Source organism: Bacillus sp. BACIII (assembly GCF_057836745.1).
Genome location: NZ_CM174437.1, coordinates 1,428,445 through 1,450,736, shown reverse-complemented (window position 1 = coordinate 1,450,736; position 22,292 = coordinate 1,428,445). Strand labels below are relative to the sequence as shown.

19 protein-coding genes, 1 pseudogene, 1 riboswitch and 1 other annotated feature are annotated in these 22,292 nt (G+C 48.8%); all 20 genes and pseudogenes read left to right on the top strand.

Translation table 11 applies throughout. From position 1 onward, the window contains the following. Positions 1-50 precede the first annotated feature (50 nt). The 20 genes and pseudogenes from ACXN9U_RS06880 to cysC all read left to right on the top strand — a co-directional run bounded on the left by ACXN9U_RS06880 (position 51) and on the right by cysC (position 22,265). Positions 51-821, top strand: coding sequence for a YlmH family RNA-binding protein (locus tag ACXN9U_RS06880; RefSeq protein WP_047475109.1), 771 nt, complete (start codon positions 51-53; stop codon positions 819-821). Between the two features lie 95 nt (positions 822-916). Beyond that, on the top strand, positions 917-1,411 hold the full coding sequence (divIVA, locus tag ACXN9U_RS06875; RefSeq protein ID WP_003154406.1) for a septum site-determining protein DivIVA: 495 nt from the start codon (positions 917-919) through the stop codon (positions 1,409-1,411). A gap of 61 nt (positions 1,412-1,472) precedes the next feature. After that, positions 1,473-1,700, top strand: a binding site (T-box leader). A 51-nt stretch (positions 1,701-1,751) separates the two neighbouring features. Beyond that, the gene (gene ileS, locus ACXN9U_RS06870; protein ID WP_060962837.1) at positions 1,752-4,517 is read left to right on the top strand and encodes an isoleucine--tRNA ligase; all 2,766 of its coding nucleotides are present in this window, start codon (positions 1,752-1,754) and stop codon (positions 4,515-4,517) included. A gap of 150 nt (positions 4,518-4,667) precedes the next feature. Next, positions 4,668-5,039, top strand: a complete 372-nt coding sequence (locus ACXN9U_RS06865) for a TraR/DksA family transcriptional regulator (protein WP_060962836.1) — start codon at positions 4,668-4,670, stop codon at positions 5,037-5,039. Positions 5,040-5,140: 101 nt separating this feature from the next. Then, positions 5,141-5,602, top strand: coding sequence for a signal peptidase II (gene lspA, locus ACXN9U_RS06860; RefSeq protein ID WP_060962835.1), 462 nt, complete (start codon positions 5,141-5,143; stop codon positions 5,600-5,602). Position 5,603: 1 nt separating this feature from the next. After that, positions 5,604-6,518, top strand: a complete 915-nt coding sequence (locus tag ACXN9U_RS06855; protein WP_047475104.1) for an RluA family pseudouridine synthase — start codon at positions 5,604-5,606, stop codon at positions 6,516-6,518. A 188-nt stretch (positions 6,519-6,706) separates the two neighbouring features. Beyond that, a complete protein-coding gene (gene pyrR / locus ACXN9U_RS06850; protein WP_003154392.1) occupies positions 6,707-7,252 on the top strand; it encodes a bifunctional pyrimidine operon transcriptional regulator/uracil phosphoribosyltransferase in 546 nt (181 codons plus the stop codon). Positions 7,253-7,405: 153 nt separating this feature from the next. Continuing rightward, positions 7,406-8,716, top strand: a complete 1,311-nt coding sequence (gene pyrP, locus ACXN9U_RS06845; RefSeq protein ID WP_060962834.1) for a uracil permease PyrP — start codon at positions 7,406-7,408, stop codon at positions 8,714-8,716. Positions 8,717-8,857: 141 nt separating this feature from the next. Next, positions 8,858-9,772, top strand: coding sequence for an aspartate carbamoyltransferase catalytic subunit (locus ACXN9U_RS06840; protein ID WP_489202355.1), 915 nt, complete (start codon positions 8,858-8,860; stop codon positions 9,770-9,772). Beyond that, entirely contained in the window at positions 9,756-11,042 is a 1,287-nt protein-coding gene (gene pyrC, locus ACXN9U_RS06835; protein WP_060962832.1) for a dihydroorotase, read from the top strand. Before ACXN9U_RS06840 ends, pyrC begins: the two co-directional genes overlap by 17 nt. After that, positions 11,039-12,133: pseudogene (locus ACXN9U_RS06830) on the top strand (carbamoyl phosphate synthase small subunit). Before pyrC ends, ACXN9U_RS06830 begins: the two are co-directional and overlap by 4 nt. Beyond that, the gene (carB, locus tag ACXN9U_RS06825; RefSeq protein WP_489202354.1) at positions 12,118-15,333 is read left to right on the top strand and encodes a carbamoyl-phosphate synthase large subunit; all 3,216 of its coding nucleotides are present in this window, start codon (positions 12,118-12,120) and stop codon (positions 15,331-15,333) included. The pseudogene ACXN9U_RS06830 and the gene carB overlap by 16 nt, the downstream one beginning before the upstream one ends. Then, on the top strand, positions 15,330-16,100 hold the full coding sequence (locus tag ACXN9U_RS06820) for a dihydroorotate dehydrogenase electron transfer subunit (RefSeq protein ID WP_060962830.1): 771 nt from the start codon (positions 15,330-15,332) through the stop codon (positions 16,098-16,100). Before carB ends, ACXN9U_RS06820 begins: the two co-directional genes overlap by 4 nt. After that, positions 16,100-17,035 carry a dihydroorotate dehydrogenase gene (locus tag ACXN9U_RS06815; protein ID WP_060962829.1) on the top strand — a complete coding sequence of 312 codons (936 nt, stop codon included), beginning with the start codon at positions 16,100-16,102 and terminating at the stop codon, positions 17,033-17,035. The genes ACXN9U_RS06820 and ACXN9U_RS06815 overlap by 1 nt, the downstream gene beginning before the upstream one ends. Next, complete coding sequence (pyrF, locus tag ACXN9U_RS06810) at positions 17,004-17,723, top strand: orotidine-5'-phosphate decarboxylase (RefSeq protein WP_060962828.1); 720 nt, start codon at positions 17,004-17,006, stop codon at positions 17,721-17,723. The genes ACXN9U_RS06815 and pyrF overlap by 32 nt, the downstream gene beginning before the upstream one ends. Next, positions 17,720-18,352: an orotate phosphoribosyltransferase gene (gene pyrE / locus ACXN9U_RS06805; RefSeq protein ID WP_489202353.1), complete on the top strand. Its 633-nt coding sequence runs from the start codon at positions 17,720-17,722 to the stop codon at positions 18,350-18,352. Before pyrF ends, pyrE begins: the two co-directional genes overlap by 4 nt. Positions 18,353-18,452: 100 nt before the next feature. After that, positions 18,453-18,557: riboswitch (SAM riboswitch) on the top strand. A 126-nt stretch (positions 18,558-18,683) separates the two neighbouring features. After that, positions 18,684-19,385, top strand: a complete 702-nt coding sequence (locus ACXN9U_RS06800) for a phosphoadenylyl-sulfate reductase (RefSeq protein ID WP_047475086.1) — start codon at positions 18,684-18,686, stop codon at positions 19,383-19,385. A 12-nt stretch (positions 19,386-19,397) separates the two neighbouring features. Continuing rightward, the gene (cysP, locus tag ACXN9U_RS06795; protein WP_060962827.1) at positions 19,398-20,462 is read left to right on the top strand and encodes a sulfate permease; all 1,065 of its coding nucleotides are present in this window, start codon (positions 19,398-19,400) and stop codon (positions 20,460-20,462) included. 47 nt (positions 20,463-20,509) lie between these two features. Beyond that, positions 20,510-21,658, top strand: coding sequence for a sulfate adenylyltransferase (gene sat / locus ACXN9U_RS06790; RefSeq protein ID WP_016936175.1), 1,149 nt, complete (start codon positions 20,510-20,512; stop codon positions 21,656-21,658). A 13-nt stretch (positions 21,659-21,671) separates the two neighbouring features. Further along, positions 21,672-22,265, top strand: a complete 594-nt coding sequence (gene cysC, locus ACXN9U_RS06785; RefSeq protein WP_060962826.1) for an adenylyl-sulfate kinase — start codon at positions 21,672-21,674, stop codon at positions 22,263-22,265. The last annotated feature ends 27 nt before the right edge of the window (positions 22,266-22,292 follow it).

The following is a 22,292-nucleotide window of genomic DNA, read 5'->3' as shown; positions in this document are numbered from 1 at the left end:
TGATACGGGCTTGGCACCAGCCAAGCCTCTTTACATAGAAAGGAAAGAACATGAGCGATATTTACCAGCACTTCAGACACGACGAGCGGCCTTTTATCGACCAGGCGCTTGAATGGAAAGAGATTGTCCTGGACCAATATCGGATGAAGCTGACTGATTTCTTAGATCCGCGGGAACAGGTGATTGTAAAAGCCGTCATCGGCGATGCGTGCGGTCTTGCTTTTTTTGGGGGATATGACAGAGCTGAGCGCAAACGCGCGATTTTATACCCTGAATATATGGAACCTGAACAAGATGATTTTGAGCTTCAGGCCTTTGACGTTCAATACGCTGAAAAATTCGTCAGCATCGATCACCGCTCTCTTCTCGGATCATTAATGGGGATCGGCTTAAAGCGGCAGAAATACGGCGACCTGATTTTCTCAGAGGAAGCCGTGCAGCTTATCGTTTCCGGTGAAATCGCCGATTTTGTCGGCACTCAGCTGACCAAAGCGGGCAAAGCGCCGGTAAAGCTTGAGAAAATCGAGCTTTCGGCCCTTCACATTCCCGCTTCAGATGTCGAAATAAGGGATGACACGGTTTCTTCATTGCGTCTCGACGCCGTCTGCGCTTCGATGAGCAGGCAATCCCGGCAGAAAGCGCAGACCCTTGTGAAAAACGGGCTCGTTAAGGTGAATTGGAAAGCCGTTGAGGATCCGTCCTATCAGGTTGCTGAAGGGGACATGCTTTCGATTCGGGGCTTCGGACGATGCAGTTTGACAAAAGTAGACGGAAAAACGAAAAAAGACAAATGGAAAGTCACATTCGAACGGCAAAAATGAGTCGTTTTTTCAGATTTTTTCTCCATCTATGGCCGTATTTGTTTTATAATGTGAACTAGATAACCGTACTGAAATGTAAAAATGGAGGTGGCAATATGCCATTAACGCCGAATGATATCCATAACAAAACGTTTACAAAAGGTTTTCGCGGATATGATGAAGATGAAGTAAATGAATTTTTAATGCAGGTCAGAAAAGATTACGAAATCGCACTCCGTAAAAAAACGGAGCTTGAGGCGAAAGTGAACGAGCTGGATGAAAAAATCGGACACTTTGCCAATATTGAAGAAACGCTGAATAAGTCAATTCTCGTAGCTCAAGAAGCGGCAGAAGACGTAAAGCGCAATTCGCAGAAAGAGGCGAAGCTGATCGTCCGTGAAGCAGAAAAAAATGCTGATCGAATCATCAATGAGTCGCTTTCCAAATCAAGAAAAATCGCAATGGAAATTGAAGAGCTGAAAAAACAGTCTAAAGTGTTCAGAACGCGTTTCCAAATGCTGATTGAGGCGCAGCTTGATCTGCTGAAAAACGATGATTGGGATCATCTGTTAGAATACGAAGTCGACGCGGTATTTGAGGAAAAAGAATAATTTTCAGATTTTCTTGACATTCTTCGGCCCGTTCGAATATAATACGTTCATAAATTCAGATGAAAAGACGATGAAAGGGACCGGCATGACTCAAAGCAGGCCATAAAGCGAACCGGGGAAGGTGAAAGCCCGGGATGGCCGGAATCATGCAGATCAGCCCTTTAGTTTCCTTTCTGAACCGAGAGTAGGAAAGGACGTTCCATCACGTTACGATGTTCGAGAGGAAAAGACGGATGATCCGTTTTTTCTAAAAGGGTGGTACCGCGAGATAAGCTTTCTCGTCCCTTATGGGATGAGAGGGCTTTTTTTATTTTCTGAAAAATGTTGTGGAGGAATGAAAATGGATTATAAAGATACGCTGTTAATGCCGAAAACAGATTTTCCGATGCGCGGAAATCTGCCGAACCGTGAGCCTGACATGCAGAAAGAATGGGAGGAGCAGGATATTTACCGTCTTGTTCAAGAACGGACGAAAGACCGCCCGAAATTCGTACTGCATGACGGACCTCCTTATGCAAACGGAGACATCCACATGGGTCATGCCCTGAATAAAATCCTGAAAGATTTTATCGTCCGCTATAAATCAATGAGCGGCTACAACGCACCGTATGTGCCGGGATGGGACACGCACGGTCTGCCGATTGAAACGGCACTGACAAAAAACAAAAAAGTGAACCGGAAAGAAATGTCTGTAGCCGATTTCCGCAAGCTTTGCGAAGAATATGCATGGCAGCAGATCGAAAGACAGCGCGAACAATTCAAGCGTCTCGGCGTCAGAGGCGATTGGGAAAACCCTTATGTTACGCTTCAGCCTGAATTTGAAGCGCAGCAGATCCGCGTTTTCGGCGAGATGGCGAAAAGAGGCTATATTTATAAAGGCCTGAAGCCTGTCAACTGGTCGCCTTCAAGTGAATCTGCCTTAGCAGAAGCGGAAATTGAATATCAGGATAAACGTTCGGCATCCATTTATGTTGCATTTAAGGTGAAAGACGGTAAAGGCGTTCTCGAGAACGGAGAAAGCTTTATTATCTGGACGACGACGCCGTGGACAATGCCTGCCAACCTCGGAATTTCCGTTCATCCTGATCTTGAATACAATGTCATCAAGGTTGGAGACAAGCGTTATGTAGTAGCGGCTGAATTAATCGAAAGCGTAGCGGAGGCATGCGGCTTTGAAAATCCTGAAGTTGTCGCATCGTATAAAGGCAGAGAGTTAGAATACATCACTGCAGAACATCCGCTTTACGGCAGAGATTCACTCGTCATGCTCGGTGACCACGTCACAACCGATGCCGGAACAGGCTGTGTTCATACTGCTCCGGGCCACGGGGAAGATGACTTTATCGTCGGCCAAAAGTACGGCTTAGAAGTACTTTGCCCTGTCGATGAAAAAGGCAACATGACCGACGAAGCGCCGGGCTTTGAAGGAATGTTTTACGATAAAGCCAATAAACCGATCACAGAGAAGCTTGAAGAAAACGGCGCGCTCTTAAAGCTCGAGTTTATTACACACTCTTATCCGCATGACTGGAGAACAAAAAAACCGACTATCTTCAGAGCGACAGCGCAATGGTTTGCGTCAATTAAAGATTTCAGACCGGATCTGCTTGATGCCATCAAACAAACGAAGTGGGTGCCGGAGTGGGGCGAACAGCGCCTTTACAACATGGTGCGCGACCGCGGCGACTGGTGTATTTCAAGACAGCGCGTCTGGGGCGTTCCGATCCCGGTATTTTATGCTGAAAACGGTGAGCCGATCATCACTGACGAAACGATTGAACACGTTTCTGAGCTGTTCAAACAGCACGGCTCAAACGTCTGGTTTGAAAGAGAGGCAAAAGACCTTCTGCCTGAAGGATTTACACATCCGGGAAGCCCGAACGGAATCTTTACGAAAGAGCAAGACATTATGGATGTATGGTTTGATTCAGGTTCTTCTCATCAGGCCGTTCTTGAGGAACGTGATGATCTCGTCCGCCCGGCTGATTTATACCTTGAAGGCTCTGACCAATACCGCGGCTGGTTTAACTCATCTCTTTCAACTGCCGTTGCAGTCACCGGCAAAGCGCCGTATAAAGGCGTATTAAGCCACGGATTTACACTTGATGCAAACGGCCGTAAAATGAGTAAATCACTCGGCAATACGATTGAGCCGACAAAAATCGCAAAACAGCTTGGAGCTGAAATTCTGCGTTTATGGGTTTCTTCCGTAAACTATCAGGCCGATCACCCGGTTTCTGAAGATATTCTGAAGCAGGTCGCGGAAGTATACCGGAAAGTCCGCAACACGTTCCGCTTCCTTCACGGCAACCTGTTCGATTTCGATCCAAGCGTCAATGCCGTTGATGTAAAAGATCTTCGTGAAGTGGATCAATATATGCTGATCAAGCTGAATAAGCTGATCGATAAAGTGAAAAAAGCGTACGATGAATATGAATTTGCGGTTGTTTATCACAGCATTCATAATTTCTGTACGATCGAGCTCAGCTCTTTCTATCTTGATTTCGCAAAAGATGTCGTGTACATCGAGCATGCGGATCATCCGGACCGCCGCAGCATGCAGACAGTCTTTTATGAAACGCTGCTGGCGTTAGTAAAGCTGACTGCGCCGATTCTCCCTCATACGGCGGATGAAATGTGGTCTCACTTATCATTTGTTGAAGAGGCGAGCGTGCAGCTGACAGATATGCCGGAAACCATCTCTGTTCCGAACAGTCAGGCGACAGAAGAAAAATTCGACCGTTTCATGGAGCTTCGCAATGACGTGCTGAAAGCTTTGGAAATTGCCCGTAACGAAAAAATTATCGGAAGATCATTGGAAGCGAGTCTGACTTTGTATCCGAACAAAGAAAACCGCGACCTCTTATCATCCATTAAAGAAAATATCGCACAGCTGTTTATCGTCTCAGAACTGACAGTAAAAGACGAAAGCGAAGCGCCGGAAAACGCGCAAAGCTTCACAACAGGAAAAATGACCGTAGAAAAAGCGGAAGGTCAGATGTGTGAGCGGTCCCGCGTGATTTCTAAAGATGTCGGCGCCAATCCGAAGTATCCGACATTATCACTGCGCAATGCGGAAATCGTTGAAAAATATTATCAAAATTAATGAATGAGAAAGCGCCCGGCTGACAGCCGGGCGTTTTTTTACATGCCACTAATGTCATCGATTAGAACGATAGGAAAAATCTTATGGGCTTCAAATGGCGCTCTGGAGGCAACAATAAAGCTATAACATCAAGAGCAGGAGTTGTGATGAATGAATGATCAACTGACCGCAATCCACACGGAGCTTCTCATGATGAAAGAAGAACTTCAATCAAGATTATTCGAATATTCTTGCTTTCAAATGTCAGCATCTGTTGAACCTTCAATGAACGACCAGGAAGCAACTCTGATCTATCATGTAAAAGAAGAACTGCAGGATGTTCTTCTTGCCCTGTCTAAGTTTGAAAACAATACGTACGGTTATTGTGAAAAAACAGGCGCCCCCATTCCGATTGACAAGCTTGCGGTATTGCCGACGGCCAGAACCGCTGATGATTTTTATTATCCCGCTCAATTTGAAAAGAAAACCCTTCCATACTGGGTACCCGGAGATTATGCATATGATCAGGCGCTGTATGAGTGACAGCGTCTGTCTTCATGCCCTTATGATCTGCCTTTACTCCGGCATCTTTTACTGATAAAATTCATAAAGGATAAAAGTAACTGTATACTGGAGGAACGTGTGTGCTTTATTATCTTATCGCTCTTTTTATTATTATTGCCGACCAATTAACCAAATGGCTTGTCGTCAGCCATATGGAATTGGGACAAAGCATACCTGTCATCGATCAGGTGCTTTATATCACCTCTCATCGCAACACGGGAGCGGCATGGGGAATTTTAGCCGGCCAAATGTGGTTTTTCTACGTCATTACCATCGCCGTGATTATCGGAATCGTTTATTACATACAGCGTTATGCAAAAGGGCAGATGTTACTCGGAATTTCTCTCGGCTTAATGCTGGGAGGTGCAGCCGGAAATTTTATCGACCGGGCGGCACGCCAGGAAGTAGTCGATTTTATTCATATCATCATCGTGAATTATCACTATCCGATTTTTAATATCGCGGACTCCTCACTGTGCGTCGGCGTCATACTTTTATTTATTCATATGCTGTTTGACAGCGGGAAAAAGAAGGAGCAATAACATGAATCAATTTGAGATAACCGTTCAGCCTGAACAAAAAAGCGAACGGATTGATAAATTTTTGGCCGCAGCAGGAGAAAACTGGTCACGCACTCAGGTGCAGCAATGGGTGAAAGAGGGACTGGTAACCGTTAACGGCAAATCCGTCAAAGCCAACTACAAAATGCAGCCCGGCGATCAGGTAACCGTCACCATTCCTGAACCGGAAGAACTGGACGTGCTTGCAGAGCCGATGGATCTGGATATTTACTATGAGGATCAGGACGTCTTGGTTGTGAACAAACCGCGGGGCATGGTCGTACATCCGGCGCCCGGCCATGTGACAGGGACGCTCGTAAACGGACTGATGGCTCACTGCAATGATCTTTCAGGCATTAACGGCGTCATGCGCCCGGGAATCGTCCATCGTATTGATAAAGATACCTCCGGCCTGTTAATGGTCGCTAAAAACGATATGGCGCATGAATCACTCGTTAATCAGCTCGTCAATAAAACCGTGACGAGAAAGTACACAGCGGTTGTCCACGGGTTGATTTCACATGATGACGGAACGATTGACGCTCCGATCGGAAGAGATAAGAAAGACCGTCAAAGCATGACCGTAACAAGAGAAGGCAGCAAAAACGCCGTCACGCATTTCCACGTGCTTGAGCGTTTTCAAGACTTCACGCTCGTAGAGTGCCGTCTTGAAACCGGAAGAACGCATCAAATCCGCGTTCATATGAAATATATCGGGTTTCCTTTGGCAGGCGATCCGAAGTACGGACCGAGAAAAACCATTGATTTCAACGGCCAGGCGCTTCATGCCGGAATATTAGGTTTTGATCATCCGCGGACGGGCGAATACATGGAGTTTGAAGCGCCCCTTCCTGAAGATATGCAAAAACTCATTGAACATTTGAGAAATAGCCATTGACAGCGACTTTCTTTTCTGAAATAATAAAAACAAGCTGAATAGATTCTTTAACACAGTCCAGAGAGGCTGAGAAGGATAACGGAAAGGACAGAAGAGATACGTGTGTGTCTTCGTCCTGGAAAGGAACCCCTCTATGCTCTGGCAGGAGGGGTTTTTTCTTCTTATATACGAATGGAGAGGTGTCACGAGTGAATCAAAAAGCTGTTATTCTCGACGAACAGGCCATCAGAAGGGCGCTGACAAGGATAGCCCATGAAATGATCGAACGGAATAAAGGAATGAATGACTGCATTCTTGTAGGGATTAAAACAAGAGGCATTTATTTAGCAAAGCGGCTGGCTGAACGGATCGAACAGATTGAAGGAAATCCGGTCACCGTCGGAGAAATTGATATTACCCTTTACCGTGACGATCTCACCAAAAAAACGAGCAATGAAGAACCGCTTGTAAAAGGCGCGGACATTCCGGCTGATATCACAGACCAAAAGGTCATTGTGGTCGATGATGTGCTTTATACCGGCCGGACGGTGAGAGCGGCGATGGATGCACTCGTTGATGTCGGACGGCCGTCATCGATACAGCTTGCCGTGCTTGTCGACAGAGGGCACCGGGAGCTGCCGATCAGAGCGGACTATATCGGGAAAAACATCCCGACTTCAAAAGCTGAAAAAGTGATGGTTCAGCTGAGTGAAGTTGATCAGACTGATATGGTCGCCATATACGAAAATGAATAATCACCCTTTTTAAATGCATTCCAGAGAGTCTGCAAAGAGGATTTTAAAACACAAAGCCGGGCGGATCGACGCGGCCGGGTTTTGTATGCCTCTTTGCGTATAAGCAAAGAGGTTTTTTTATACCATTTGAAAGTCAACCGGGAGGAAAACGCCATGAGTAAGAAAAAAGTAAACCTGGGAGTCAGGGACGTCCCCAATCCATTGTCCTGGCTGACATTCAGCCTGCAGCATTTATTCGCCATGTTCGGCTCAACCATACTCGTGCCGAAACTGGTCGGAATGAGCCCGGCAGTGGCGCTTGTCACGAGCGGAATCGGGACACTCGCCTATCTATTGGTGACAAAAGGCCGGATTCCCGCTTATCTCGGCTCATCATTCGCCTTTATATCACCGATTATCTTGGTGAAAGCGGCGGGAGGGCCGGGGGCTGCCATGGTCGGCGCTTTCCTGGCGGGAATTGTGTACGGCCTGATCGCACTGCTCATCAGGCAGCTTGGAACGGGGTGGCTGATGAAGCTGCTGCCGCCGGTGGTCGTCGGACCGGTCATCATCGTCATCGGCCTCGGATTGGCGAGTACAGCTGTCAATATGGCAATGTATGCTGATCCGAATGCGAAGGAACTCGTCTACAGCCTGAAACATTTCAGTGTAGCCGGCGTCACTTTGGCCATCACCATTATCTGCGCCATCTTTTTACGGGGATTTTTAAGCCTGATTCCGGTATTGATCGGCATTATAGGCGGATATCTGTTTGCGCTGACGCAGGGCATCGTCAATTTCCAGCCGGTCATTGATGCAAAATGGTTCGCCGTTCCTGAATTTATCATCCCTTTCAAAGACTATACGCCGTCAGTGACGTTGGGCATTGCGGCTGCGATGGTGCCGGTCGCTTTCGTGACGATGTCAGAACATATCGGCCATCAAATGGTGCTGAGTAAAGTTGTCGGACAGGATTTCATTAAAAAGCCGGGACTGCACCGCTCCATAATGGGGGACAGTGTTGCGACGATCATCGCTTCGTTAATCGGCGGCCCGCCGACGACGACATACGGCGAGAACATCGGAGTACTTGCAATTACGAGAGTGTTCAGCGTCTTTGTCATCGGCGGCGCCGGCGTGATTGCGCTGTGCTTCGGATTTATCGGCAAAGTTTCAGCGCTGATCAGCTCTGTTCCGTCAGCGGTTATGGGAGGCGTTTCCTTCCTGCTCTTCGGAATCATCGCCTCCAGCGGCTTGAGAATGCTGATTGACAACAACATTGATTATGAAAACAAGCGAAATTTAATTATCACATCCGTCATCCTCGTGATCGGCGTCGGCGGTGCGTTCATTCAAGTATCAAAAGGCGGGTTTCAAATATCCGGCATGGCGCTTGCGGCAATCGTCGGAGTCATCCTGAACCTTGTCCTGCCGCACGCAAATGACGAAGACACGGACGTAACGGAAAAACAAAATCATATGTAAACCTTTTAAAGAAAGTCCAGAGAGGCTTGGAAGGGTTATAACGGGAAGAAGCTGTACGCCGCTTCTCTCTTTAACCGCACCCCGAGTCTATAGACCGGGGTGTTTTTTACGGCCTTCAAGCGGAAACGGAGGAGAAAAAACATGAATCATTTAACGGCGATGTCTGAACTGAGCGCGGCTGAAATTACAGAACTGCTGTGTGAGGCAAAAGCGATAAAAGAGGGTACAGTCCGCCCTGATCTCGCGGGAAAATTCGTTGCGAATCTGTTTTTTGAACCGAGCACGAGAACGCGGTTCAGCTTTGAAGTGGCGGAAAAGAAACTCGGAATGAACGTGCTCAGCTTAGACGGCACGAGCACAAGCGTTCAAAAAGGCGAGTCCCTATACGACACGGTCAGAACACTGGAATCAATCGGAGCGGACGCCTGCGTTATCAGGCACAGCACGGATGAATATTACAAAGATCTGACAGACAGAGTCAATATTCCGATCTTAAACGCAGGCGACGGCTGCGGCCAGCATCCGACTCAGTCATTGCTCGATTTAATGACAATTCAAGAGGAATTTGAGACCTTTCAGGGTCTGACAGTTTCCATTCATGGCGATATCAAACACAGCAGGGTGGCAAGGTCAAATGCCGAGGTGCTGACAAGGCTCGGCGCACGCGTGCTGTTTTCAGGGCCGCCGCAATGGCAGGATGAGAAAAACGCCTTCGGCACCTGTGTACAGACGGATGAAGCCATACAAGCTTCAGATGTCGTCATGCTGCTCCGCATTCAAAATGAAAGGCATCAGACAGAAGCCGACCAAAAAGGCTACCTGGAAGCATACGGGCTGACCGCAAAGCGGGCGGAAAGCATGAAGCGGCATGCCATTATCATGCATCCCGCACCGGTGAACAGAGGAGTCGAAATTGACACAACATTAGTAGAATGCAAAAAATCAAGAATTTTTAAACAAATGGAAAACGGTGTGTATATCAGAATGGCAGTCTTAAAAAGAGCACTGCAAACCAATGCGAAAAGGGGAGAAGCGGCTTATGTCTTATCTCATTAAAAACGGCTGGATGCTAAATGAACAGGGAGAAAAAGTGAAACAGGATATCCGGGTAACAGGAGAAATCATTGCGGAAACCGGCATTCTGACCGCACAAGACGGAGAAACGGTGATTGACGCTGACGGACTGTTCGTCTCACCGGGACTCGTGGACCTTCATGTGCACTTCAGAGAACCGGGCGGTGAGAAAAAAGAAACCATTGAAACTGGCTCTAAAGCTGCGGCGCGCGGCGGTTTTACCACAGTCGCCGCCATGCCGAATACAAGGCCTGTGCCGGATACGAAAGAGCAGATGGAATGGCTGCAAAACCGGATCAAAGAAACCTCATCTGTCAGGGTTCTTCCTTACGCATCCATTACGATCAGACAAACCGGCCAAGAAATGACAGATTTTAAGGCGCTTCATGAAGCGGGCGCATTCGCCTTTACCGATGACGGCGTCGGCGTTCAGACGGCCGGAATGATGTATGAAGCCATGAAAAAGGCGGCTTCAATAAATAAAGCGATTGTCGCTCATTGTGAGGATAACTCACTTATTTACGGCGGAAGCGTGCATGAAGGTTCTTTTTCAAAAGCGAACGGCCTGAACGGTATACCTTCCATTTGTGAAGCGGTACATATCGCCCGTGACGTGCTTCTGGCGGAAGCGGCGGGCTGCCATTACCATGTGTGTCATATCAGCACGAAAGAATCCGTCAGAGCCGTAAGAGACGCAAAAAAAGCGGGAATCCGCGTGACAGCCGAAGTGTCGCCGCACCACCTGCTGCTTTGTGACGAAGATATCCCGGGACTTGATACCAATTTTAAAATGAATCCGCCGCTTCGCAGCAAAGAGGACAGAGCGGCGCTGATCGAAGGGCTTTTAGACGGCACGATTGATTTCATCGCCACAGACCATGCGCCGCATACAGAAGAAGAGAAAAACACGGACATGAAGCTTGCGCCTTTCGGTATCGTCGGTTTAGAAACAGCCTTTCCGCTTCTGTACACACATTTTGTGAAAAACGGGGCGTGGACGCTGAAGCAGCTGGTTGATTTCATGACAACAAAACCTTGCGAGGCGTTCGGTCTTCCGTACGGAACGCTTGCACCGGGCGCGCCGGCTGACATCACCCTGATTGATCTGGAAAAAGAAGCGGCCATTGACAAAGATACATTTTTATCTAAAGGAAAAAATACGCCATTCAACAAGATGAAGTGCTTCGGCTGGCCTGTTGCAACGATGGCTGCCGGTAAGCTTGCATATGAAGAAGGGAGACTCGTCAAATGAAAAGAAGACTAGTGCTGGAAAATGGAGCGGTATTTGAGGGTGAAGCATTCGGGAGCCTGGAGCATACCGCGGGTGAAGTCGTATTCAACACGGGAATGACCGGTTATCAGGAAATTTTATCAGACCCTTCCTACTGCGGGCAGATCGTGACGCTGACGTATCCTCTGATCGGCAACTACGGGATTAACAGAGATGACTTTGAATCCATCACTCCCTTTGTAAAAGGGCTGATCGTAAAAGAACTGTGCGAGCTGCCTTCCAACTGGAGATCTGCTTACACGCTTGACGAGTACTTAAAAATGAAAAATATCCCCGGCTTACAAGGGATCGACACGCGAAAGCTCACAAGAATGATCCGCACGGCGGGTGCATTAAAAGGAACATTTGCATCTTGCGAGGAGGATGTCGAAGCGGTTCTGACACGTCTGAAAGAAACGGAACTGCCGAGAAATCAAGTCGCTCAAGTATCGGCGAAAACGGCTTATCCGAGTCCGGGCCGCGGCAAACGCATCGTACTCGTTGATTTCGGCATGAAGCACGGCATTTTAAGAGAATTAAACAAACGAAAATGTGATGTCATCGTTGTGCCGTACAATGTAACGGCGGAAGAAGTGCTCCAGCTGAAGCCGGACGGCATCATGCTATCTAACGGACCCGGAGATCCGAAAGATGTGCCGGAAGCGATTGAGATGATAAAAGGCATTCTCGGGAAGGTGCCGTTATTCGGAATCTGTCTCGGCCATCAATTATTTGCGCTGGCATCAGGAGCGGATACGGAAAAAATGAAATTCGGACACAGGGGCTCCAACCATCCGGTTAAAGAGCTTGCGACAGGGAAAGTCGCTTTAACCGCTCAAAACCACGGATATACAGTTTCTTCTATAGATGAGACGGAGCTAGAAGTGACGCATATTGCGATCAATGACCAAACGATCGAAGGCCTCAAGCATAAAACATTGCCGGCATTTACAGTTTAGTACCACCCCGAGGCTTCACCGGGGCCGGAAGATGCCAATCATTTATTTGACAGATTCATTGATTTGATCGAAACAACTGAGAAAGAAGGGGAAGCGGTATGCCAAAACGCGTAGATATTAAAAAGATTTTAGTGATCGGATCAGGCCCGATTATTATCGGACAGGCGGCGGAATTTGATTATGCGGGCACACAGGCGTGTCTCGCTTTAAAGGAAGAAGGCTATGAAGTCATTCTCGTAAACTCAAATCCGGCAACGATTATGACGGATACGGAAATGGCCGACCGGGTATACATCGAACCGCTGACGACGGAATTTCTCACGCGTATCATCAGAAAAGAGCGGCCGGATGCCATCCTGCCGACCCTTGGAGGGCAGACCGGACTGAATCTTGCCGTCGAGCTGTCTGAACTCGGGGTTCTTGAGGAATGCGGAGTGGAAGTGCTCGGCACAAAACTGTCCGCCATCCAGCAGGCGGAAGATCGCGACTTATTCCGTACACTGATGAATGATCTGAATGAACCGGTGCCGGAAAGTGAGATTATCCGCACTTTGCAGGAAGCCGAGGAATTTGTCGGCCGGATCGGGTTTCCGGTTATCGTGCGCCCCGCTTACACATTAGGCGGAACGGGAGGAGGCATCTGCTCGAATGAAGCGGAGCTGAAAGAGATCGTCGAAAACGGATTAAAACTAAGCCCCGTCCATCAATGCCTATTGGAAAAAAGCATCGCCGGCTACAAAGAGATCGAATATGAAGTCATGAGAGACAGCAGAGATCACGCGATCGTCGTCTGCAATATGGAAAATATCGACCCGGTCGGCATCCATACGGGCGACAGCATCGTCGTTGCTCCGAGCCAGACGCTGAGCGATCGGGAATACCAGCTTTTGCGCAATGTTTCATTAAAGCTGATCCGCGCGCTCGGCATAGAAGGCGGCTGTAATGTTCAGCTCGCGCTCGATCCCGACAGCTTCCAATATTACATTATCGAAGTGAATCCGCGGGTGAGCCGCTCATCAGCACTCGCCTCAAAAGCGACGGGTTACCCGATCGCAAAGCTTGCGGCGAAAATCGCCGTCGGGCTTTCTCTTGATGAAATGATGAATCCCGTAACGGGAAAAACATATGCGGCTTTTGAGCCCGCGCTTGACTATGTCGTGTCAAAAATCCCGCGCTGGCCGTTTGATAAATTTGAGTCAGCAAACCGCAGACTCGGAACGCAGATGAAAGCCACCGGAGAGGTCATGGCGATCGGACGCACCCTTGAAGAATCGCTGTTAAAGGCGGTCCGCTCATTGGAAGCCGATGTCTATCACCTGGAACTGAAGGATGCGGAAGAGATTTCTGACGCACTTTTGGAAAAACGGATCAGAAAGGCCGGAGATGAACGGCTGTTTTATCTTGCCGAAGCGTTCAGAAGAGGCTACACAGTCGAGCAGCTTCATGAGTTTTCCGCAATTGACGTCTTCTTTTTGCACAAGCTCTGTAAGCTGGTCGCTTTTGAAACCGAGCTGAAAGCGGAAAAAGGCAGCCTCACCGCCCTGCAGACAGCGAAGGAACTCGGTTTCTCCGACAAATACATCAGCCGGGAATGGAATATGCCGGAACAAGAGCTGTACCAAATGAGAAAAGAAGCAGCCATCAAGCCTGTATATAAAATGGTGGATACGTGCGCGGCGGAATTCGAATCAGAAACCCCGTACTTCTACAGCACATATGAGGAAGAAAATGAATCTGAAGTGACATCAAGAAAAAGCGTCGTCGTCCTCGGCTCCGGCCCGATCCGCATCGGACAGGGCGTCGAATTTGACTATGCGACCGTTCACTCTGTCTGGGCGATCAAGCAGGCAGGCTATGAAGCAATTATTATCAACAACAACCCTGAGACAGTGTCAACTGATTTCAGCATTTCAGACAAGCTGTATTTTGAACCGCTGACGGTTGAAGATGTCATGCATATCATTGATTTGGAACAGCCGGAAGGCGTCGTCGTTCAATTCGGCGGCCAGACGGCGATCAATCTTGCGGAAGAATTGAGCGCCCGCGGCGTCAAGATTCTCGGCACATCACTTGAGGATCTAGACCGTGCGGAAGACCGGGATAAGTTCGAGCAGGCGCTTGAGGCGCTGAACGTGCCGCAGCCGCTCGGAAAAACCGCTGTGTCGGTGAATGAAGCGGTCAAAATTGCCGAATCCATCGGCTATCCGGTTCTTGTCCGCCCTTCATATGTGCTCGGCGGCCGGGCGATGGAGATCGTCTATCACGAAGAAGAGCTGCTTCACTATATGAAAAATGCGGTCAAAATCAACCCGCAGCATCCGGTGTTAATCGACCGTTATCTGACGGGGAAAGAAATTGAAGTCGACGCCGTATCTGACGGCGAAACAGTCGTCATCCCGGGAATTATGGAGCATATCGAGCGGGCCGGAGTCCATTCAGGGGATTCAATCGCCGTCTATCCGCCTCAGTCTTTAAGCGGAGACATTAAGAAAAAAATCGAACAATACACTGTAGCCTTGGCAAAAGGCCTCAACATTGTCGGCTTGCTGAACATCCAATTCGTCCTGTCGCAAGGTGAAGTGTATGTGCTTGAAGTAAATCCGCGGTCAAGCAGAACCGTGCCGTTCTTAAGCAAAATCACAAAGATTCCGATGGCGAATCTGGCGACAAAGGTCATTCTCGGCCAAAAGCTTGCTGATTTCGGCTATCAAGAGGGACTGCAGCCGGAACAGCAGGGGGTGTACGTGAAAGCGCCTGTCTTCTCATTCGCGAAGCTGAGAAGAGTGGATATTACATTAGGGCCTGAAATGAAGTCGACGGGAGAGGTCATGGGCAAAGATTCAACTCTTGAAAAAGCGCTCTATAAAGCACTGATTGCCTCTGGCATTCAAATTCCGAATTACGGATCGGTGCTGTTGACCGTTGCTGATAAAGATAAAGAAGAAGGACTTCTGATCGCGAAGCGGTTCCATGCTATCGGCTATAACATCATGGCGACGGAAGGAACAGCCGCTTATTTGAAAGACGCTCAGATTCCGGCTCAGGTTGTCGGGAAAATCGGCGAAGAAGGGAAGAATCTCATCGACGTCATCAGAAACGGAGAAGCGCAATTTGTCATCAATACGCTGACAAAAGGAAAACAGCCGGCCAGAGACGGCTTCAGAATCCGCCGTGAATCCGTTGAGAACGGAGTCGCCTGCCTGACATCTTTAGATACGGCCGAAGCCATTTTGCGGGTGTTGGAAAGCATGACATTCCGGGCGGATCATATGCCTGCATCCAAAACCAATCCAAAGGCGGCCGTTACGGTATGAAGAAAGCGCACTTGACTGTTCAATCCAACTCAGAAATTGCCGACCGGATTTATAAGATGGTGCTGAAAGGAGAGCTTGTCCGGCACTTTACCGAGCCGGGACAATTTCTTCATCTGAAGGTAAGTGACGCGGTCACGCCGCTATTAAGAAGGCCGCTCAGCATTGCGGACGTCAATTTCGCCGCAGATGAAGTATCCGTTATCTACAGAGCTGACGGTGAGGGAACGCGTCTTTTGTCTGAGAAAAAAGAGGGCGGCAGGATAGACGTTCTCGGCCCTCTCGGCAACGGATTCCCCGTCCGGCGGATAGAACCCGGCAAAACCGCGCTGTTAGTCGGAGGCGGAGTCGGGGTTCCGCCTTTGCAGGAACTGTCAAAGCGCCTGACGGAAAAAGGCGTAAACGTTATTCACGTGCTTGGGTTTCAATCAGCAAAGGATGTTTTTTACGAACAGGAATGTCTCGCGTACGGAGATACCTACGTGGCGACGGCTGACGGAACATATGGAGAAAAAGGATTTGTCACCGATGTCATCCGCGAAAAGCAGCTCGAATTCGATGTCCTGCTCAGCTGCGGGCCGACACCGATGCTGAAAGCGCTGAAGCAGCAGTACGGCCATAAAGAAGTTTACCTTTCGATGGAAGAGCGGATGGGCTGCGGAATAGGGGCCTGCTTCGCCTGCGTGTGCCGTACGGGCGAAAGCGATACGTCGTATGTAAAAGTCTGCCTTGACGGGCCGGTATTTAAAGCTGAGGAGGTGGCGCTGTAATGTTAGAGGTGAATCTGCCGGGTCTCCAATTGAAAAACCCGATCATCCCCGCTTCCGGATGTTTCGGTTTCGGGAAGGAATATGCCGGATTTTACGATTTATCATGCCTCGGAGGCATCATGATTAAAGCCACCACGAACGAAGCCCGCTTCGGAAATCCGACACCGAGAGTGGCGGAGACAAGCGCGGGAATGCTGAATGCCATCGGACTGCAAAATCCCGGTCTGGAGCATGTGCTCAATCATGAGCTGCCTTGGCTCGAACAGTTTGACACGCCGATTATCGCAAACGTCGCGGGTTCTCAGGTGGAAGACTATAAAGAAGTAGCCGAACGCATCAGCCAAGCGCCGAATGTGCATGCGCTTGAGCTGAACATCTCGTGTCCGAATGTCAAAACGGGCGGGATTGCTTTTGGAACTGATCCCGCCATGGCGGCCGATCTGACAAAAGCGGTGAAAGAAGTTTCCTCAGTGCCTGTGTATGTGAAGCTTTCTCCTAATGTCGCAAACATAACCGAAATTGCGAAAGCGATTGAAGCGGCCGGTGCTGACGGGCTGACGATGATTAATACACTCGTCGGGATGAGGCTCGATCTTAAGACGGGACGGCCGATTTTAGCAAATAAAACGGGCGGACTGTCAGGCCCGGCGATCAAACCGGTCGCCATCCGGATGGTATACGAAGTCAGCCAGGCCGTTGACATTCCGATTATCGGGATGGGCGGCGTCCAGACCGCAGAAGATGCATTAGAATTTCTTCTCGCCGGAGCAAGTGCAGTTGCCGTCGGGACGGCCAACTTCGTCAATCCGTTCGTCTGCCCGGAAATCATTGAACAGCTCCCTCGTGTGCTGCGCCAATACGGTTATCAATCTGTAAGTGAATGCATCGGAAGGAGCTGGAAACATGCAGAACAACCTGCCCATCATCGCGCTTGATTTTGCATCAGGAGAAGAAACTTTAGCGTTTCTAGATTTGTTTAAAAAGGAAAGGCTGTTTGTCAAAACGGGGATGGAACTTTTTTATCAGGAAGGACCCGCCATAATTCACCAATTAAAAGAACGGAACTGTGATATATTTTTAGATTTGAAGCTTCATGATATTCCGACTACAGTCAATAAAGCGATGAAGCGGCTTGCGGGCCTCGGCGTTGATCTCGTCAATGTGCATGCCGCAGGGGGCGGACGCATGATGCGCGCAGCTCTTGAGGGGCTTGAAGAAGGCACGCCGGCAGGCAAAAAACGCCCGTCATTAATCGCAGTCACCCAGCTGACGAGCACTTCAGAGCAGATGGCGAAGGAAGAGCTTCTGCTGCAAAAGCCGCTGTTAGAAACGGTTGTACATTACGGCAAAATGGCTGAAGAGTGCGGGCTGGACGGAGTGGTATGTTCAGTTCATGAAACAAAAGCCATTTATGAAGCGGTCCGGCCGTCATTTCTGACAGTCACTCCGGGCATCCGCACGGCCAATGACGCAGCTGATGATCAAGTCCGGACGGCGACTCCGTCATTTGCGAAAGAAAACGGTTCGTCTGCCATTGTCGTAGGCCGTTCAATTACAAAAGCGGAAAACCCCGTTAAAGCATATGAAGCCATTAAACTGGAATGGGAGGGCGTTCGCCGATGAAACAGGCTATCGCAAAACATCTATTACACATTGAAGCTGTCTTTTTACGCCCGAATGAGCCGTTTACGTGGGCGAGCGGCATTTTATCGCCGATTTATTGTGACAACCGTCTGACATTGTCGTATCCAAAAGTGAGAAATAATGTGGCGGACGGGCTCGGCAGACTGCTGAAAGAGCATTTCCCCGAGGCGGAGATGATCGCGGGCACTGCCACGGCAGGCATTCCGCATGCTGCGCTTCTCGCAGACCGTACAGGCGCTCCGATGTGCTACGTCAGAAGCAAACCGAAAGCGCACGGCAAAGGAAATCAAATAGAAGGCGCCGTTAAAAAAGGACAAAAAACAGTCGTGATTGAAGACTTGATTTCTACCGGGGGCAGCGTGCTTGAAGCTGCGGCGGCCCTTCAAAGAGAGGGCGCGGAAGTTCTCGGCGTCCTTTCAATTTTTACATACGGACTGCCGAAAGCAAGAGAAGCCTTTAAAAAAGCGGGTCTGCCGTACTACTCGTTAACAGATTATGACACGCTGATTGAAGTAGCGCTTGAAAACGGAACGATACATTCAGATGACATTGAGAAACTGAAATCATGGAAACAAAATCCCGAGTCAAAAGATTGGTTTAAAAAATAATGACAATAAAACAGGCCTCAGGGCCTGTTTTATTATTCCTATCAAAAAACTCGGGTTGACTTCTGTTAGAATTGTGCTAAAATTTAGTACAAATCTAAAAAGCTTATCAAGAGCGGCTGAGGGACTGGACCGATGACGCCCGGCAACCTGCGTGTCATGCAAGGTGCCGCATCCAGAAAAATGCACAGCATTTTGAAGATAAGGGCTATAACGGGTCACTGTCTTTCATTCCGCTGGATTGAAAGTTTTTTATATGAAAAAAGATTGAGGGATAAGACAACCGGCAGAAAACAACAGCTGTTTGATTGTCTCCGGGAGGAGGAAAGAAAAAATGCTAACGTATGACACATGGGAGGAACCGGCGATTACATTTCCGGAAGACGATTCCTATAAAGGCGCGCTGTCCGTTTTAAAATGGGCATACGGCCACTACGGAGACCAGCTTGTTTACGCGTGCAGCTTCGGGATTGAGGGAATCGTCCTGATCGATTTAATTTCTAAAGTGAAAAAAGACGCGGAAATCGTGTTTCTCGATACAGGACTTCACTTTAAAGAAACATATGAAACGATCGAAAAAGTGAAAGAACGTTACCCGGGACTGAACATCATCCTGAAAAAGCCCAGCCTTACTCTTGAGGAACAGGCCGAGGCTCACGGAGATAAACTGTGGGAAAGAGAACCGAACCAGTGCTGCTTCATCAGAAAAATTCTGCCGTTAAGAGAAGCGCTCGCCGGGCGTCCGGCATGGCTGTCCGGCCTCCGACGCGATCAAGGGCCGAGCCGGGCGAATACGAATTTCCTGAATAAAGACGATAAGTTTCAATCCATTAAAGTATGCCCGCTGATCCACTGGACGTGGAAAGACATCTGGAGATATACATCCAAGCATGAGCTGGATTATAACATTCTTCATGATCAGGGCTATCCGAGCATCGGCTGTGAACCGTGCACTTCACCTGCGTTTACCGCAGAAGACCTGCGGAGCGGCAGATGGAACGGAATGGCAAAAACAGAATGCGGACTGCATGAATAAAGGAGCTGCACAATGGAATTAGCCGCTATTTTATTCTGCCTGTTTTTCGCCATGAATATCGGAGCCAGCGGAGCCGCGGCTTCAATGGGGGTCGCTTACGGTTCCGGCGCCGTTAAAAAGAAAACGTATGCGCTGATTATCTGCGCGGCCGGCGTCCTGTCAGGGGCGGTTATCGGCGGCGGAGAAGTCGTTAAGACGATCAGCGGCGGAATCATTCCCGAACAGACCATTACGCTCACCATTGTGTGCATTATTATCGGAGCGGCGGCGTTATCGTTATTCACGGCGAATGTGCTCGGCATTCCGCTGTCGACAAGCGAGGTCACCGTTGGGGCGATTGTCGGGGTCGGCGTCGCGTACAAAGTATTGTTTCTGCAGCATCTTTTGGTCATCGTGATTTTTTGGGTGCTCGTACCGTTTGTTGCGTTCTGTTTCACGTTTCTCGTATCGAAGGTATCCAGTTCTCTGAATATTCGAGTCATTTCGAGCCGGAAACAGAAGGTTTTGGGGGTTGTCCTGCTTATTGCGGGGTTTTGGGAAGCTTTTTCAGCCGGAATGAACAACGTCGCAAATGCGGTAGGGCCTTTAGTTGCCGCCGGCGTGCTCAGCGTGTCCAAAGGGACGCTGTACGGAGGTATCTTTGTCGCTCTCGGCGCTCTGCTTTTAGGACGCAGAGTGCTTGAAACCAACGGGAAAAAGATTACGAGATTTTCCGCCGGCGAAGGCATACTGCTTTCCGGAACCGGAGCCGGACTTGTCATTATCAGTTCCGTGTTCGGTCTGCCGGTTCCTTTGGCGCAGGTGACATCATCATCAATCATCGGTATCGGAATGGCCAAAAACGGGCCGAACGTTTTTCATAAAGAAGTCGTGAAAACGATGCTCAAAGTATGGGTCGTTTCGCCGTTTTTGTCACTGTCGATTTCGTATCTGCTTGTCTCTCTGCTGTTAAAAGGAGATTACTATTCCATCTTTATGATGGCCAGCGTGCTTTTGGCAGCTGGCGGAGCCGCCAGTCTGATGAAAGCCATCCGAAAAGAGAAACGCTCTGTCCATGAACAAGGCGGGGGCATTTAACTATTAATCTGAGTTTATTTATCTGTTAACTGGGAGGAAAATGTACTATGAGTCTAGCACCGCACGGAGGAACATTAGTTAATCGGGTGAATGAGCAGTATGATCTTACATCCGTCCAAAAAGAAATTGAGCTGGATTTGATTTCGTTTGCTGATTTAGAGCTGATCGGAATCGGAGCCTACAGCCCGATTGAAGGATTTTTCACAGAAAAAGATTACGTGTCAGTCGTTGAAAATATGCGTCTGGCATCCGGGGCTGTCTGGTCTTTGCCGATTACGCTTCCGGTCGATTCAGAAAAAGCGGCTGAGCTTGCTGTCGGAGACACCGTAAAACTGACTTACGGCGGAGAAACATACGGCGCAGTGGACATCGAAGATATTTATACGCCGGATAAACAAAAAGAAGCCGTTCACGTATATAAAACCGATGATGACGCTCATCCAGGCGTGAAAAAACTATTTTCACGCGGCGATACGTATGTCGGCGGGCCGATCACATTAATTAAAAAAGCGTCAAAGCAGTTTCCTGAGTTTACATTTGAACCTGCTGAAACGAGACGAAGCTTTGAAGAAAAAGGCTGGAAAACCATCGTCGGTTTCCAAACGAGAAATCCGGTTCACCGCGCTCACGAATATATCCAGAAAACCGCGCTTGAGACGGTTGACGGCCTGTTTTTGAACCCGCTCGTCGGTGAAACAAAATCAGATGATATTCCGGCGGATGTCAGAATGGAAAGCTATCAGGTGCTGCTCGATCATTATTATCCGAAAGACCGCGTTTTCCTCGGTGTATTTTTGGCGGCAATGCGGTACGCGGGACCGAGAGAAGCCATTTTCCACGCGCTTGTCCGCAAAAACTACGGATGCACGCATTTTATCGTCGGCCGCGATCATGCCGGCGTCGGTGATTACTACGGCACATACGAAGCGCAAGAGCTGTTTGATCAATTTACAGCGGATGAGCTCGGGATTACACCGATGAAATTCGAGCACAGCTTCTTCTGCCAAAAATGCGGCAATATGGGAACGGCCAAAACATGTCCGCATGACAGAGAAGACCACGTCATTCTGTCGGGAACAAAGGTCAGAGAAATGCTGCGAAGCGGCGTCATGCCGCCGGCGGAATTCAGCCGTCCTGAAGTTGTCGATGTGCTGATTAAAGGGCTGAAAACAAAAGAAGAAGCAGGCGTTTCTTAAGGAGGAAAAAAGAGTGACAAATCGTGATATCGTATGGCATGAAGCCTCAATAACGAAAGAAGAATACCAACAGAAAAACAAGCATAAAAGCTCTATCCTCTGGCTGACGGGTTTAAGCGGTTCAGGGAAATCCACGATTGCAAACGCCGCAGCCCGCGAGCTGTTTGAACAAGGCTATCAAGTCATTGTGCTAGATGGAGATAACATCCGTCACGGCTTAAACAAGGACTTAGGATTTTCTGATGATGACCGCAAGGAAAATATACGCCGAATCGGGGAAGTGGCAAAGCTTTTCGTTCAGCAGGGCACCATCGTCATTACGGCCTTTATTTCTCCGTTCCGTGAGGACAGAGATCAGGTGAGAGAGCTCGTGGCAGAAGGCGAATTTAATGAAATCTATGTGAAATGCGACCTCGATATATGTGAAAAGCGCGATCCGAAAGGTTTGTATAAAAAAGCCAGAAACGGCGAAATTCCGTTCTTTACGGGAATCGACTCACCGTATGAAGAGCCGAATGCGCCTGAGCTCGTACTTGATTCAGGAAAATATGCACGCGAAGAATGCACCGGCAGACTGATTGATTTTGTGAAAAACAGCTTAGCATAATAAGTCCGAAAAGGCCGCGCAATCAGC

Excerpts from the sequence above, each read along its gene's own strand:
- ACXN9U_RS06880 (WP_047475109.1), top strand. The coding sequence starts at position 51 with ATGAGCGATATTTACCAGCACTTCAGACACGACGAGCGGCCTTTTATC.
- divIVA (WP_003154406.1), top strand. The coding sequence starts at position 917 with ATGCCATTAACGCCGAATGATATCCATAACAAAACGTTTACAAAAGGT.
- ileS (WP_060962837.1), top strand. The coding sequence starts at position 1,752 with ATGGATTATAAAGATACGCTGTTAATGCCGAAAACAGATTTTCCGATG.
- ACXN9U_RS06865 (WP_060962836.1), top strand. The coding sequence starts at position 4,668 with ATGAATGATCAACTGACCGCAATCCACACGGAGCTTCTCATGATGAAA.
- ACXN9U_RS06855 (WP_047475104.1), top strand. The coding sequence starts at position 5,604 with ATGAATCAATTTGAGATAACCGTTCAGCCTGAACAAAAAAGCGAACGG.
- pyrP (WP_060962834.1), top strand. The coding sequence starts at position 7,406 with ATGAGTAAGAAAAAAGTAAACCTGGGAGTCAGGGACGTCCCCAATCCA.
- ACXN9U_RS06840 (WP_489202355.1), top strand. The coding sequence starts at position 8,858 with ATGAATCATTTAACGGCGATGTCTGAACTGAGCGCGGCTGAAATTACA.
- pyrC (WP_060962832.1), top strand. The coding sequence starts at position 9,756 with ATGTCTTATCTCATTAAAAACGGCTGGATGCTAAATGAACAGGGAGAA.
- carB (WP_489202354.1), top strand. The coding sequence starts at position 12,118 with ATGCCAAAACGCGTAGATATTAAAAAGATTTTAGTGATCGGATCAGGC.
- ACXN9U_RS06820 (WP_060962830.1), top strand. The coding sequence starts at position 15,330 with ATGAAGAAAGCGCACTTGACTGTTCAATCCAACTCAGAAATTGCCGAC.
- ACXN9U_RS06815 (WP_060962829.1), top strand. The coding sequence starts at position 16,100 with ATGTTAGAGGTGAATCTGCCGGGTCTCCAATTGAAAAACCCGATCATC.
- pyrF (WP_060962828.1), top strand. The coding sequence starts at position 17,004 with ATGCAGAACAACCTGCCCATCATCGCGCTTGATTTTGCATCAGGAGAA.
- pyrE (WP_489202353.1), top strand. The coding sequence starts at position 17,720 with ATGAAACAGGCTATCGCAAAACATCTATTACACATTGAAGCTGTCTTT.
- ACXN9U_RS06800 (WP_047475086.1), top strand. The coding sequence starts at position 18,684 with ATGCTAACGTATGACACATGGGAGGAACCGGCGATTACATTTCCGGAA.
- cysP (WP_060962827.1), top strand. The coding sequence starts at position 19,398 with ATGGAATTAGCCGCTATTTTATTCTGCCTGTTTTTCGCCATGAATATC.
- sat (WP_016936175.1), top strand. The coding sequence starts at position 20,510 with ATGAGTCTAGCACCGCACGGAGGAACATTAGTTAATCGGGTGAATGAG.